This window comes from Streptomyces sp. NPDC021224, assembly GCF_044332905.1.
GTDB lineage: Bacteria > Actinomycetota > Actinomycetes > Streptomycetales > Streptomycetaceae > Actinacidiphila.
This window is the reverse complement of record NZ_JBIRPW010000003.1, coordinates 68,144-82,120: the sequence shown is the minus strand read 5'-3', so window position 1 is coordinate 82,120 and position 13,977 is coordinate 68,144. Positions and strand designations below refer to the sequence as shown.

Sequence of the window (13,977 nt, the reverse complement as noted above, 5' to 3'; positions counted from 1 at the left end):
AGGCCCGTTTTCGAGGAAAAGCCGTCAGCGGGAACGTTTTCGGGCTGGTTGGATGTTGACCCTGGTACGACAGCTCGTCGAGCTAGAGAAGAGGCGACGTGACTACTGTTCTGACCCCCGCGAGTCCGCTGACTGCGGCAGACCGCTGCGACCGTTGCGGCGCTCAGGCCTACCTGCGTGTCATTCTCACCAGCGGCGGAGAGCTGCTCTTCTGCGCACACCACGGACGCAAGTTCGAGCCGGAACTCAAGAAGATCGCTGCGGAAATACAGGACGAGACGGGGCGGCTCACCGACACCCCGGCCTCGGCGGGAGATGACGAGCGCTGACACATCGCACCACGCGACGAGCTCGGCCCCGCGGGCGGACGGACCCCTTCAGGGGGTGTCCGCCCGCGGGCTTTCCCCCGCCGACGGGCCGACCTCACATGTGCTGGGCCACCAGCCCGGACACCGCCGAGACACGGGTGTAGACACCCGGGTAGTCGGCCTCCGCGCAGCCCGTCCCCCACGACACGAGCCCGATCAGCCGGCCCGCCGCCACGAGCGGCCCGCCGCTGTCGCCCTGGCACGCGTCCTTGCCCCCACCTGACATCCCCGCGCACACCATGGAGTCGCGCAGGTACGTGCCGTCGTCGTCACCGGGGTAGGCCTTCTCGCACACCGAATCGGCCAGCACGTCCACCGTGGCCGTCCGTAGCGCCTGCGGGTACGTTCCCTGCCCCGTGGTGTCACCCCACCCGTAGACCTCGGCCTGCGTGCCCGGCGCGTACGGCGCGGTGTCCGACGGTTGGGCCATCGGGATCACGGCGCCACCCGGCAGGGCCTGGGAGAGCGTGATCACCGCGACGTCCCCGGCATTGGTGGAGGCGTCGAAATCGGGATTGACCCACACGTCGGCCAGCGACATCTCCTGCCCGTCCGACCCGCTCAGATCCGTCCGCCCGGCGATGACCCGAAGGTCCGGCAGCTTGCGCCAGTCCGTGACGCCGAGCGCCTCCTGCCCGAAGCAGTGAGCCGCGGTGACGACCGTGTGCGGCCCCACCGCCACGCCGCCGCAGAACTGCCCCGATCTGGCGGAGCCGAAACGCTCCCGGCTGGCGAGCGCCACCACCCACGGCTCGTCGTCGGTCGATGTCGGCACACCGCCGACCACTACTCCGTTGGCGGCGGCCGGAGCCGTCGGCACCGCCAGGGGAAGGGCGAACGCCGGCAGCAGGGCCGCCGCGGCTATGGCCGTACGGCGGCGGCCACGGCGGCCGCGGTGACGCAGGCAGGTGGGAACGGGGAGATGCATACGGCCTCCTGACCCTATGAACCACTCTGAGCACCCAGAGTCATCGATAGGGCCGGAGGCCGCATCCGCAGACCGGCGACGCGCGCAGTGCCGCGCGCCCCGGCCGGGCCGTCCGGGAGGACGGCCGCGGGAGGATCAGTCGAGGTAGTCCCGCAGCACCTGGGAGCGCGACGGGTGGCGCAGCTTGGACATCGTCTTCGACTCGATCTGCCGGATCCGCTCGCGCGTGACGCCGTAGACCTTGCCGATCTCGTCCAGCGTCTTCGGCTGGCCGTCGGTCAGGCCGAAGCGCATGGAGACCACGCCCGCCTCCCGCTCGGACAGCGTGTCGAGGACCGAGTGCAGCTGCTCCTGCAGAAGCGTGAAGCTGACCGCGTCGGCGGGCACGACCGCCTCGGAGTCCTCGATGAGGTCACCGAACTCGCTGTCGCCGTCCTCGCCGAGCGGGGTGTGCAGCGAGATGGGCTCGCGGCCGTACTTCTGGACCTCGATGACCTTCTCGGGGGTCATGTCGAGTTCCTTGGCCAGCTCCTCCGGGGTGGGCTCGCGGCCCAGGTCCTGGAGCATCTGGCGCTGCACCCGGGCGAGCTTGTTGATGACCTCGACCATGTGCACCGGGATACGGATGGTGCGGGCCTGGTCGGCCATCGCGCGGGTGATCGCCTGGCGGATCCACCAGGTGGCGTACGTGGAGAACTTGAAGCCCTTGGTGTAGTCGAACTTCTCGACCGCACGGATCAGGCCCAGGTTGCCCTCCTGGATCAGGTCCAGGAAGAGCATGCCGCGGCCGGTGTAGCGCTTGGCCAGCGAGACGACGAGCCGGAGGTTGGCCTCCAGCAGGTGGTTCTTGGCCCAGCGCCCGTCCTCGGCGATGATCTCCAGCTCGCGCTTGAGCTTGGGGGCGAGCTTGTCGGCCGCCGCCAGCTTGTCCTCGGCGAACAGACCCGCCTCGATGCGCTTGGCCAGCTCCACCTCCTGCTCGGCGTTGAGCAGCGGGACCTTGCCGATCTGCTTGAGGTAGTCCTTGACCGGGTCGGCGGTGGCGCCGGCCACCGCGACCTGCTGCGCGGGCGCGTCGTCCTCGTCGTCGTCGGAGAGCACGAAGCTCTCGGACTCCGTCTTCTCCGCCTCCTCGTCGCCCTTGCCGGGCGCGACGTCCTCCAGCGGCTCGTCCACCTCGACGACGTCGTCCTCGCCCGGACCGGCGGCGGACTTCTTGGCTGCCGCCGTCTTCTTCGCGGGCGCCTTCTTGGCTGCCGTCTTCTTCACGGCGGCCTTCTTCGCCGGCGCCTTCCTGGCTGCTGAGTTCTCCGCCTCCACCGATGGCTCCACCGTGGTCTCGGCCTCGGCGACCGGCTCGGGAGCCGGCGCCTTGGGCGCTACGGTCTTCTTGGCAGGGGCCGCCTTGGCGGCGACCGTCTTGGTGGCAGTACGTTTCGCCGGGCTCTTGGCTGCGACGCTCTTGCGGGTGCGCTTGGGCGCCTCGGCGGCACTCACCATCAGCGTCACACCCTCCTCGTCGAGGACCTGGTTGAGGCTGCGCAGAACGTTCTTCCACTGGGTTGCCGGAATCTGGTCCGCTTCGAACGCCCGACGCACGTCGTCGCCTGCGATCTGCCCCTGGGCCTTACCCTGCTCGATGAGCGCCATCAGAGACTCGGACTCGGCGATCTCGGACGGGAGCGTACGGGATGTGCTGGCCGACACGAACAACCTCTCGGAACGATGGGAACGACTCGGTGGAACCGTACGGCGACTCAGCGTCGGATTCGATGCCGAATATTCCTCGTACGGCCGCCACCTCTTAAGTCATCGCACTGCCTCGCCTGGCGTTACGCCCAGCTTACGTGGCCCGAGTCACACCCCAAATTGTGCAGATCAGCGGCAAAGTCGGACATGTGACGCGCACGAACCGCCGCAGGCCCCGGTCACGCGGGGCCCGCGGCGGCCGGCCGGGCGGTCAGTGCTCTCGGGGGGCCGGGACGACGTGGTCGGCGGCGGCCGAGGACTGCTCCGTGGAACCGGAGAGCAGCTGGCGCATCGCCGCCTCGGCAGTACCGCCGTCGCCCTCTGCGAGCGCCTCGACGATCCGGTGGTGCAGCCCCACCGAGGCGTCGCCCGGACGCTCACAGCCGGTGACCGGGCCGCCGGAGACCTGGAGGGCCGCCAGGACGATCCCGGACAGGTGCTCCAGCATGCGGTTGCCGGCGACGGTCAGCAGCAGTCCGTGGAACTCCACGTCCGCGCGCGTGAAGGTGAGCGCGTCTCCCTGGGCCGCCGCGTGGGCCATGATCTCGGCCATGTCGGCGAGCCGCTGCTGGACGTCCTCGCGCCCGTGGCCGGCGGCGAGCCGGGCGGCGAGCGGTTCGATCGTCGAGCGCAGGTCGAGCAGCTCGCGGCGCTGCTCCTCACGGTGCGGGCCGAAGGCGCGCCATTCGATGATGTCGGGGTCGAGCAGATTCCAGTCGCTGACGGGGCGGACCCGGGTGCCGACGTTCGGCCGGGCGCTGACCAGGCCCTTGGCCTCCAGCACCCGCAGCGATTCACGGACCACGGTGCGGGAGACCTCGAAGCGCTGGCCGATCTCCTCGGGCACCAGCGGGCGGTCGGCACCGAGGTCGCCGGACACGATCATCTGTCCGAGCTGCTGGACGAGTTGGCCGTGCAGCCCGCGGCCGCGGCTGCCGCCGGTGCGGCGGCCCACCCGGCCCACGTCCGGATCCATGCCCTCCCAGGATGTGATCCCGCCTCCTGGGCGGTCGCCGGCGGGAGAATCGGCATACGAGTAGCGGTCCAGCTCGCCCGAGCCGGCGATGCCGGAGTCAGCGGAACGAGCCGCGGTCATCATGGTGTGCGCAAGGGTACTCACGCATCCTTTGTCGGCGATGCCGCAGCAGGCCTTGAGGGCTTTGCTGAAAAGCACACGAAAGGGTGAGCGCTCATCACCTGATAATTGACGCTTTATCGGGACGAATCAGGCCTCTTCGCGGTCGACGCGCACAGCCGCGGTGGAGCGCACGGGAGTTGACCCGCGCCCGCGCCGGCGCACCCGCAACGCCCCTGCCAGATAGGCGATGACCAGGCACGACAGTGACAACACCAGGGCCACGGCGAGCGGTTGGGCCGCCGAGCGCAACGCCGCGAGTGCCGCCCGGTCGTCGGTACGCGGCGCCCCCGTGGCCACCGACCACAGCGCAGCGGCCGCGTCACGGAACTGCGCTCCCGTCCGCCCGCCGAGTACGTACCGGAGTCCGGGCGCCACCAGCAGCGGTACGGAGAGCACCGCGGAGAGCCCGAGCGCCGTGGTGCGGAACGCGCACGCCGCCAGCACCCCCGTCCACGCGCAGGCCGTGCACAGCGCGGCCCAGCCCGCCGTGGTGGCCGACAGCGCCAGCGGATCGGGCGCCGCGGCGGGCCCGAGGGCAAGGCGCAGCACGGCGGTGTCCGCGAGCGCCGCCAGCAGGGCGAGCAGCAGCGCCAGGGTCCCGCTGACCGCGAGTTTGGCGGCGAGCAGCCGGGGCGCGCGGGGCTCCGGGCCGAAGCCGGGCGTCAGCGCCGGGAAGGCGAACTCCTGCCCGTACGACAACGCCCCCAGCACCGCCGCGCCCAGCGCCGCGGCGGGCAACGGCAGATCTGCGGGCCAGCCCGACAGCAGCCGCAGCGCCGGGGTGTGCGCCGCTCCCCCGCGCGCGACGACCAGCGCCCCGAGCACGGATCCGGCGACCGCGACCGCCGCCACCGGCCAGGAGGTGCGCAGCCCGAAGCACCGGCGCAGCTCGTACCGCAGCGGCTGCAGCGGACCGTGCGGCGTGCGCAGGGGCGCGGGGCGCGACCGGGGAACGGACCTGCGGCGCACGGGGCGTTCCCCGGCGGCCGGGTCCGGGAGCGGTTCCCGGCCGTCCGTCTCGCCGCCGGCCGGGCGGTCGGCGAGCTGGTGCAGCAGGATGCCGTGCCGGTGGGCGGTCTCGCCGACGGCGGCGGACGTCGCGCCGTAGACGGCGATACGGCTGCCGCCCGCGGCGACCACCTCGGCGCCGTCCTCGGCGAGCAGGCCCGCCAGCCGCTGGGCGTAGGGCGAGCGCACGGCGACGTGCGGGCGCAGCCGGGTGCCGGCGAAACTGTCCGCCGGCTCGTCGGCGGTGATCCGGCCGCCGTCCAGCACGACGATCCGGTCCGCCGTCCTGGCGAGCGCGCCGGGGTCGCGGCCGGTGAGCAGCACCGCCCCGCCCGCGGCGGCGTGGCGGCGCACGAGTGCGTGCACCCAGGCGGCCTCGCGCGGCGGCAGGTCTCGCGCCGGGTCGTCGACGACGAGGGCGTGCGGGTCGGGCAGCAGCGCGACGGCGAAGGCGAGGCGGCGGTCCATGCCGAGCGAGTACGTGCCGAGCTTCCGGTCCGCCATGGCGCCGAGTCCGACGGTTTCCAGCAGGTCGTCGGCGCGGGAGACGGGCAGGCCGTGGGCGGCGCAGAGCATCCGCAGGTGTCCGCGGGCGGTGCGGCGGGGGTGTCCGGGCACGTCTCCGAGGACGGCGCCCACGGCCCGTTCGGGACGGACCAGGTCGCGCAGCGGGCAGCCGTCGACGAGCGTGGCGCCCTTGCCGGACTGCACACCGAGCAGCAGGCGGACGGCGGTGGTCTTCCCGGACCGGGCCGGGCCGAGCAGGCCGGTGACCTCGCCGGGCCGGATGTCGAAGGTGAGGTCGGCGACGGCGGGCGGGGTGTTGCGCCTTGGCGTGCTGGTCAGTCCGATGGCCTGGATCACCCCAGCACCATAACGCCAGAATTGGTGCAATATGCCCGATATGTGACCGACGTCCGCGGGGGAATTACACCTCGGGCCGGAGCATCGGCGGGTTGAGCAGGGTGGCCCCGCCCGCCCGGAACAGCTGCGCGGGGCGGCCGCCCTGACGCGTCGTCGTCCCGCCCGTCGGCACCAGAAAGCCCACCGTCCCGGTCACCTTGCGGTGGAAGTTGCGCGGGTCGAGCGCCACCCCCCACACCGCCTCGTACACCCGGCGCAGCTCTCCGACCGTGAACTCCGCCGGGCAGAAAGCCGTGGCCAGCGAGGAGTACTCGATCTTCGACCTCGCCCGCTCCACCCCGTCGGCCAGGATCCGCGCATGGTCGAAGGCCAGCGGCGGCGCTTCGGCGGCGTGCTCCTGGCCGTCCTCGCCGAGCAGCGTGCCGACCGGCGCCCAGCGGGCACTGCGCGCGTCACCGCCCGCCCGCGGCGCGGGCAGGTCGGGCGCGAGCACCAGATGGGCGACGCTGACCACCCGCATCCGCGGGTCGCGCTGCGGATCGCCGTAGGTGGCGAGCTGCTCCAGGTGAGCGCCGCTCTGTGCCCGAAGGCCCGTCTCCTCGGCCAGTTCCCTGGCCGCGGCCTGGGACAGGTCCTCGTCCTGCCGGACGAAGCCGCCGGGCAGCGCCCACCTCCCCTGGAAGGGAGGCTCGCCGCGGCGCACCGACAGCGCGCACAGGGCATGGTGCCGCACCGTGAGCACGACCAGATCGACGGTCACGGCGAAGGGCGGGAAGGCCGACGGGTCGTAGGGCGACATGGTGGTGATCTTAGTCGTCTGCCTGACGATAATCAGCCGGATCGACACCTTGCGCGATCACGTCCTGAGCCGCGTCGGCCCCGTCACGCACCGAGTCGCAGCCCTGGCGCCGCCTCCTCGACCATCGCCGTCCCCTGCCTGCCGATCCGCACCGCGAAGGGCGCCCCGGCGACCTGCATCCCGCTCACCCTGACCGCACCGGCGGGCGTGCGGGCCAGCGGCCGCAGCGCGACGGAGCCCCCCGGCACATCGGGCCGTACGCCCGCCAGCGCGGCCAGCAGGTGCACCGCGCCGCCCGCCGCGAGCGCCGCGGGTCTGCACGCCATGGGGTGCGGGCACGGCGCCCGGCCGCCCGCGCGCTGCTCCCCGGCGTACATCTCGGGCAGCCGCATCCCGAACGCCGCGGCCGCGTCGAGCACCCCGGTGAGCAGCGCGGCCGCCGCGTCCTCGTATCCGGCGGCCGCCAGCCCGGCCACGGCGACGGCGGTCTCGTGCACGCGCACGGCGCCGCCGCGGTGTCCGAACGGGCTGAACCCGGGGGCCCCCGCCGCCAGCGTGCGCAGCCCCCAGCCGCTGTCCAGGCCGGGCCCGGCCAGCACCCGTGCGAGCCGGGCGGTGGCCTCCGCGTCCAGCAGTCCGGGCGCCGCGGAACCGCCTGGGCCCAGCCCCGTGTCCAGCAGGTGCGCCAGCGCCGAGGAAGGCACGTCCAGCACTCCGCCCTCCGCCGTGCACGCCACCGCGAAGCGGCCGCCCGCGAACTCCGCCGCCCGGAACCGCCGCCGGAACTCCGTCCGCAACCGCGCCGCCCACTCCCGCCATCTGTCTCCGCCCGGTCTTCCGAAGGCCTCCAGCAGGTCGGCGCCGTGCAGAGCGGCCCGGTGCGCGTACGCCTGGACCTCGGCCCGCAGCGGACCGCCGGGCACGGGATCGGCGACCAGCCCGCCGGCCCCGGCCGCCGACACGCTCCGCTCCAGCCAGGCCAGGCAGCGCTCGGCCGCCGGGAGCAGGGCCTCCACCTCCCGGGACGGCAACCCCCACCGCCAGGCTTCCGCCAGCACGGTGACGAACAGCGGTACGGCCTCCGCCGCACAGGACAGCGGCGGCAGTCCGGGCCCGCCGTCGCGCGATGGTCCGGCGATGCCCCCGCCCCGCGGATCCTGGGCCCGCGCGAGCGTGCGCAGCGTGCCGGCTGCGAGCCTGGTGCCGAAGGGGAGCAGCATCCGTGCCGCCCACAGCGCGTCGGAGGGCGTCCCCGCGAGCCGCCAGGGTGCTCCGGCCGCGAGGTGCAGGTCCGCGGGGTGGGCAGGGTCCCGCAGCAGCAGGTTCTGCAGGTCGTCGAGAGACGTGCGCAGCAGGGCGCCCGCCCGCGCGTCGTCCGCCTCCAGCCCGGCGGTGGGCCAGAGGACCGGGGGACGTGCCGGGGGCGGTGTGCGGCCGGCCGCCCCCGGCATCGGGACGGGTCCGGTCCGCAGCTCGATCGTCCGCGCCTCCCCGGCCGGCAGTTCGAGCCGCCACACCAGCGCGCCCGCCGCCGCGAACACCTCGTCCGGTGCGGGGCGGGCCGTCGTCAGCACCGCGCGCTCACCGTCCGTCCAGCGCAGCCCCGCTCCGCTGACGGTGCAGGACACCCCGCGCCCCGTTCGTCCCGCCGCCACGGCGGCGAGCGGCGCGAGGTCGGTGCCGAGGAGGATCTCGACCGGCAGCCGTACGGCCCGGGTGCCGGTGTTCGCGACCGTGATCCGCTCCTCTCCCCCGGCGGATCGCACACGCTCGACCGTCACGGCGGGGTCGGGCCCGTGGCCGGCGCCGCTTCCCGCGACCGCGACGAAGCGGGCCCGGTCGGCGGCCAGCATCACGGCCTGCACCGCGACCGGTTCCGCGCCCGCCACCGTGAGCAGGCACCGGGCGAGCAGCCGCCGTCCGTCGCGGTAGAGGCCGGCGACCCCGTCGCCCCGCAACTGGCCGTCGCGGTCCGACACGGCCAGGGCCGGGGCGGCCACGCAGACCAGCGTGTCATGGACGGCCGCCGTCCGGCGCCCGGCCCGGGGCGGTGCCGGGCGCGGCGGTGCGCTCACCGATGCCCGCCGGTCCGCGCGGGGCGCCGCCGCGCGGCGGTTGCCCCGTCCGCTCCCGGATGCTGCTTCGGCTGCTGCGGTGAGTGCTGCACGCCTGGTGAACGGTGCGCCGACCGGCCAGGTCACGGGCCGCATAGCGTTCCTGGACGAAAGGCGCCGCGTATGCTTCGCCGCTCCCGCTCCCGACCGCAGAAACGAGGCAGCATGCCCGTCCTCCGCCAGCCCGGCATCGTCGTCAGCGACCATGTCCTTCCCGTACCGCTCGACCATGCCGAGCCGGGCGGCGAGCAGATCGAGGTCTTCGCCCGGGAAGTGGTGGCGGCCGGGAAGAACCCGGAGCGGCTGCCCTGGCTGGTCTTCCTGCAGGGCGGACCGGGCAACCGCAGCCCGCGGCCGCTGGGCCGGGACGGCTGGCTCTCGCGGGCGCTCGACGACTACCGGGTGCTGCTGCTCGACCAGCGCGGGACCGGCCGCTCGACGCCCGCCAACCGCCAGACTCTGCCGCTGCGCGGGGATGCCGCGGCCCAGGCGGACTATCTGGCCCATTTCCGGGCCGACTCCATCGTCAGGGACTGCGAGATCCTGCGCCGCCACCTCCTCGGTGACGACGGCCGGTGGAGCGTGCTCGGCCAGAGCTTCGGCGGCTTCTGCGCCGTCACCTACCTCTCCTTCGCGCCCGAGGCGCTGCGCGAGGTGCTGATCACCGGTGGGCTGCCGGGCCTGCGGGTGACGGCCGACGACGTCTACCGCGCCGCCTACCCGCGCATCAGGAGCAAGAACGCCGCCCATTACGCGCGTTATCCCGAGGACGTCGCCAGGGTCGGGGACATCGTCCGCCATCTGCACGAGCACTCCGTGGCGCTCCCGGACGGCGGGCTGCTCACCCCGCACGCCTTCCAGGCGCTCGGGCTGATGCTCGGCTCCGGGAGCGGCTCGCACACGCTGCACTACTTGATCGAGGACGCCTTCGTCACCGGACCCGCGGGGCCCGTCCTCTCCGACTCCTTCCTCGCCCAGGCCCAGGGCCATCTCTCCTTCGCGGGCGCCCCTCTGTACGCGCTGCTCCACGAGCCGAGCTACGGGCAGCACTCGGTCTCCCCGGAGGGAACGCGGTGGGCGGCCGAGCGCGTCAGGGCCGAGTTCCCCGAGTTCGACGCCGAGGCAGCGTTGAAGAACGACGCGCCGGTGCTCTTCTCCGGCGAGACGATCCACCCGTGGATGTTCGAGACCGACCCGGCGCTCGCACCACTGCGCGAGACGGCGGAACTGCTGGCGCAGCGCGGCCAGTGGCCCGACCTGTACGACCCGGCGCGGCTCGCGCACAACGACGTGCCGGTCGTCGCGGCCGTCTACCACGACGACATGTACGTCGACACCGTGGACTCGCTGGCGACCGCCCGGTCGATCCGGGGGCTGCGTACCTGGATCACCGACGAATACGAGCACGACGGTCTCCGGGTGAGCGACGGCCGGGTCCTCGACCGGCTGGTCCGGATGGTCCGCGGCGAGCGGTAGCCGCTTCCACGACCCTGCGGCGCCGGGTGCCGCGCAGCGCCCGGCGCACCACTTCGGGGTCGAGTCCCTGGCTGACGGCGTGCTGGAGCAGAAGGGCGAAGGAGCAGTGCGGCTCCAGCTCCAGTGCCGTGCACAGCGCCACCCGGGCCTCCGCCTCGTCCCCCGAGCACCAGGCCACCCACCCGGTCAGGGCGAGCAGCACCGCGGCGTGCTCCGCGTACGGCCCGGGGCAGCGGCGGGCCAGTGCGCGCCAGAGCCTGAGCGCCGCGCCCGCCCGCTGGGGGTCGGCCCATTCCACGACGCGGTCGCGCGCCTCCCGGTCCTGGAGCCCGAGGATCATCTCCGCGGCCTGGCCGTCGGCGAGCAGTGCGTCGTCCCTGGTGTCGGCCGCCGCGCTGTCGGCGATCGGGGGCGCCTCGGCGAAGGCGTCGAGAGCGGCGCGGGCCAGTTCGACCGTGCGGTCGGCGACGGACCGGCCCGCGGCCCTGTCGAGCATGCGCGGCACGAGTTCGGCGCAGGCCTGGTCGAGCGCGGCCTCGTGGGAGGCGGCCCGGTGTTCGCTCGGCCTGAGCCGGGCCTCCAGGTCCCGCAGCGAGGCCGGCATCGGGATACCGGCGTAGGCGGCGGCCGCGGCGATGGCTGACGTGCCGGGTCGGGCGAGGGGCGCCCCTTCGTCCACGGCTCCCGGATCTGCGTCCGGCCCCGGCCGGCAGTAGGACCACCAGCGTCCGGCGGAAAGGCACATCGCCTCGACCACCGGCACGTCCAGCGCCCCGCAGGAGACCCGCAGTTGCTGGGCCACCGGCCGCAGCCGCTCCTTCACCTCCGACGGGCGCTCGCCCTCGCGCGGATCCTGGCAGAGGAAGGCGACGATCGCGGCCGGCCGCCCGGCGCGCCGCAGGCTGCCGTCCACCAGGCAGTCGGCCAGGTGCCTGGCGACCTCCGGCCACTCCGCGAAATCCTGCGGTGTGCGGGGCAGGGCGATCCGCACCCGCCCGCCGAAGCGTCCCTCTTCCCCGTGCAGGGCCAGCAGGACGATGGAGTCCGTCGGGTGGTACCCCATGAGGAAGGGCAGCGCGTCGGCCAGCTCCCCCGGCCCGCTCAGGACGACCTTGATGCCGTCGACCGATGATGACTCTCCGTGTCGCACTTCGTTGCTCTGTGTCATGATTCGAGCTTGCCGTACCGCTCACGTCCCGCACCAGATCGCCCGAACGGCTGTGGAAAACTCCGGACGCGAGTTGTCCACAGGCGGCCCGGCGGAGTTGGCGCTCTGTCGGTCCAGTCCTGTTGCATGGAGCCATGACGGAAACCACCAGCGGACTGCGCGCCGCCGCCGACAACGTCCTGAGCCGCCTCGTCGGGGCCGAGCCGGGTGCCGCCCGGCTGCGCGAAGACCAGTGGCGCGCGGTCGAGGCCCTCGTCGCGCACGCGCGCAGAACGCTGGTGGTGCAGCGCACGGGCTGGGGGAAGTCGGCGGTGTACTTCGTGGCCACCGCGCTGCTGCGCGAGCGGGGCGCGGGCCCCACGGTGATCGTCTCCCCGCTGCTGGCGCTCATGCGCAACCAGGTGGAGGCCGCCGCCCGCGCGGGGATCACCGCCCGCACCATCAACTCGTCCAACGCCGAGGAATGGGACGGGATCGAGGCCGAGGTCGCCGCCGGAGCGGTGGACGTGCTGCTCGTCAGCCCCGAACGGCTGAACAACCCGGATTTCCGGGACCAGGTGCTGCCCCGGCTCACTGCCACCACCGGGCTGCTCGTGGTGGACGAGGCGCACTGCATCTCCGACTGGGGCCACGACTTCCGCCCCGACTACCGGCGGCTGCGCACGATGCTGGCCGAGCTCAAGCCGGACGTCCCCGTGCTGGCGACGACCGCCACGGCGAACGCCCGGGTCACCGCCGACGTGGCCGAGCAGCTCGGCACAGGCATGGGCACGGGCACGACGCAGGACACCGACACCGACACCGGCGGCACTCTCGTGCTGCGCGGCTCGCTGGAGCGGGAGAGCCTGTCGCTCGGCGTGCTCACCCTCCCGGACGCCGCCCACCGGCTGGCCTGGCTCGCCGACCACCTCGACACGCTACCGGGCTCGGGGATCATCTACACGCTGACCGTGGCGGCGGCCGAGGAGATCACCGCCTTCCTGCGTCAGCGCGGATTCGCCGTGGCCTCCTACTCGGGCCGCACCGAGAACGCCGAACGGCAGGAGGCGGAGGCGGATCTGCTCGCCAACCGCGTCAAGGCGCTGGTGGCCACGTCGGCCCTCGGCATGGGCTTCGACAAACCGGACCTCGGCTTCGTGGTGCACGTCGGCTCGCCGTCCTCGCCGATCGCCTACTACCAGCAGGTCGGCCGCGCGGGCCGTGGGGTGGACCACGCGGAGGTCCTGCTCCTGCCCGGCCGCGAGGACGAGTCGATCTGGCGCTACTTCGCCTCCCTCGCCTTCCCGCCCGAGGAGCAGGTGCGCCGCACCCTGGCGGAGTTCGCGGCGGCGGACCGCCCGCTGTCGCTGCCCGCGCTGGAGAGCCGGGTCGACCTGCGCCGTTCCCGGCTGGAGATCATGCTCAAGGTACTGGACGTCGACGGAGCGGTCCGCCGCGTGCGAGGCGGCTGGACGGCGACGGGCGCGCCCTGGGCGTACGACACGGAGCGGTACGCCTGGGTCGCGCGCCAGCGCGCCGCGGAACAGCAGGCGATGCGGGAGTACGCGGGCACCACGCAGTGCCGGATGGAGTTCCTGCGCCGCCAGCTGGACGACGACCTGGCCGCCCCGTGCGGGCGCTGCGACAACTGCGCGGGGGCGCGCTTCCCCGCCGAGGTCTCCGACAAGTCCCTGGCGCTGGCGCGGCAGGCCCTCGGCCGCCCCGGGACGGAGCTGGAGCCGCGCAAGATGTGGCCGACCGGTCTCGAAGCCGTCGGTGTCCCGTTCAAGGGCCGCATCCCGGCGGGCGAGCAGGCGGCCACCGGCCGGGCGCTGGGAAGGCTGTCGGACATCGGCTGGGGCAACCGGCTGCGGCCGCTGTTCACGGAGGGTGCCCCCGACCGCCCCGTCCCCGCCGACGCGGTGGACGCGGTGGTGCAGGTCCTGTCGGACTGGGCGCGCGGCCCCGGCGGTTGGGCGAGTGGTGAAACGGGGGCTCCCGAGCGCCCGGCGGGCGTCGTCACCGTCGCCTCGCGGCGCCACGGCACCCTGGTGGACAGCCTCGGCGCCGCTATTGCCGAGGTCGGACGGATGCCGCTGCTCGGCCGGGTCGAGTACGCCCCCGACGCCGACCCCGGTTCGGTGCCGCGCAGCAACAGCGCCCAGCGCGTACGGGCACTGCACGCAGCGTTCGTCCTGCCGCCGGAGTTGATTGAAGCCGTGAAGACGGCGGGGGGTCCGGTGCTGCTCGTCGACGACATGGCGGACACCGGCTGGACACTCGCCGTCACCGCCCGGCTGCTTCGCCGGGCCGGCGCGACCACGGTGTTTCCGCTGGTCCTGGCGGTTCAGGGCTGACGGATCCCACCGGCTGTACAGGCCACGGG

Annotated in this window: 10 protein-coding genes; 3 read left to right on the top strand and 7 right to left on the bottom strand. The window is 73.8% G+C overall.

The features are described from left to right. Positions 1 to 98: 98 nt before the first annotated feature. A complete protein-coding gene (locus ACH4PY_RS09010; RefSeq protein WP_398177814.1) occupies positions 99 to 329 on the top strand; it encodes a hypothetical protein in 231 nt (76 codons plus the stop codon). Between the two features lie 94 nt (positions 330 to 423). On the opposite strand, the gene ACH4PY_RS09005 is transcribed toward ACH4PY_RS09010, so the two are convergent. From ACH4PY_RS09005 to ACH4PY_RS08980, 6 genes are all read right to left on the bottom strand, one after another. Next, entirely contained in the window at positions 424 to 1,296 is an 873-nt protein-coding gene (locus tag ACH4PY_RS09005) for a S1 family serine peptidase (RefSeq protein WP_398177812.1), read from the bottom strand. A 135-nt stretch (positions 1,297 to 1,431) separates the two neighbouring features. Then, the gene (locus tag ACH4PY_RS09000; protein WP_398177809.1) at positions 1,432 to 3,003 is read right to left on the bottom strand and encodes an RNA polymerase sigma factor; all 1,572 of its coding nucleotides are present in this window, start codon (positions 3,001 to 3,003) and stop codon (positions 1,432 to 1,434) included. Positions 3,004 to 3,256: 253 nt separating this feature from the next. Then, complete coding sequence (locus ACH4PY_RS08995; RefSeq protein ID WP_398177807.1) at positions 3,257 to 4,165, bottom strand: FadR/GntR family transcriptional regulator; 909 nt, start codon at positions 4,163 to 4,165, stop codon at positions 3,257 to 3,259. Positions 4,166 to 4,270: 105 nt separating this feature from the next. Continuing rightward, complete coding sequence (locus ACH4PY_RS08990; protein ID WP_398177804.1) at positions 4,271 to 6,055, bottom strand: ATP-binding cassette domain-containing protein; 1,785 nt, start codon at positions 6,053 to 6,055, stop codon at positions 4,271 to 4,273. Between the two features lie 64 nt (positions 6,056 to 6,119). After that, positions 6,120 to 6,854 (bottom strand): NUDIX domain-containing protein, encoded by a 735-nt coding sequence (locus ACH4PY_RS08985; RefSeq protein WP_398177801.1) that lies wholly within the window; start codon positions 6,852 to 6,854, stop codon positions 6,120 to 6,122. 83 nt (positions 6,855 to 6,937) lie between these two features. Continuing rightward, positions 6,938 to 8,854 (bottom strand): glycogen debranching N-terminal domain-containing protein, encoded by a 1,917-nt coding sequence (locus ACH4PY_RS08980; protein ID WP_398177798.1) that lies wholly within the window; start codon positions 8,852 to 8,854, stop codon positions 6,938 to 6,940. Positions 8,855 to 9,133: 279 nt separating this feature from the next. Here ACH4PY_RS08980 and ACH4PY_RS08975 point away from each other — a divergent pair, with 279 nt between their 5' ends. Further along, a complete protein-coding gene (locus ACH4PY_RS08975; RefSeq protein ID WP_398177795.1) occupies positions 9,134 to 10,444 on the top strand; it encodes an alpha/beta fold hydrolase in 1,311 nt (436 codons plus the stop codon). On the opposite strand, the gene ACH4PY_RS08970 is transcribed toward ACH4PY_RS08975, so the two are convergent. Continuing rightward, positions 10,356 to 11,612 carry a DUF4192 domain-containing protein gene (locus ACH4PY_RS08970; RefSeq protein ID WP_398177792.1) on the bottom strand — a complete coding sequence of 419 codons (1,257 nt, stop codon included), beginning with the start codon at positions 11,610 to 11,612 and terminating at the stop codon, positions 10,356 to 10,358. The genes ACH4PY_RS08975 and ACH4PY_RS08970 overlap by 89 nt on opposite strands. 134 nt (positions 11,613 to 11,746) lie before the next feature. On the opposite strand from ACH4PY_RS08970, the gene ACH4PY_RS08965 reads away from it, so the two are divergent. After that, complete coding sequence (locus ACH4PY_RS08965; RefSeq protein WP_398177789.1) at positions 11,747 to 13,948, top strand: DEAD/DEAH box helicase; 2,202 nt, start codon at positions 11,747 to 11,749, stop codon at positions 13,946 to 13,948. Positions 13,949 to 13,977 lie beyond the last annotated feature (29 nt).

Excerpts from the sequence above, each read along its gene's own strand:
- ACH4PY_RS09005 (WP_398177812.1), bottom strand. The coding sequence starts at position 1,296 with ATGCATCTCCCCGTTCCCACCTGCCTGCGTCACCGCGGCCGCCGTGGC.
- ACH4PY_RS08985 (WP_398177801.1), bottom strand. The coding sequence starts at position 6,854 with ATGTCGCCCTACGACCCGTCGGCCTTCCCGCCCTTCGCCGTGACCGTC.
- ACH4PY_RS08975 (WP_398177795.1), top strand. The coding sequence starts at position 9,134 with ATGCCCGTCCTCCGCCAGCCCGGCATCGTCGTCAGCGACCATGTCCTT.
- ACH4PY_RS08970 (WP_398177792.1), bottom strand. The coding sequence starts at position 11,612 with ATGACACAGAGCAACGAAGTGCGACACGGAGAGTCATCATCGGTCGAC.
- ACH4PY_RS08965 (WP_398177789.1), top strand. The coding sequence starts at position 11,747 with ATGACGGAAACCACCAGCGGACTGCGCGCCGCCGCCGACAACGTCCTG.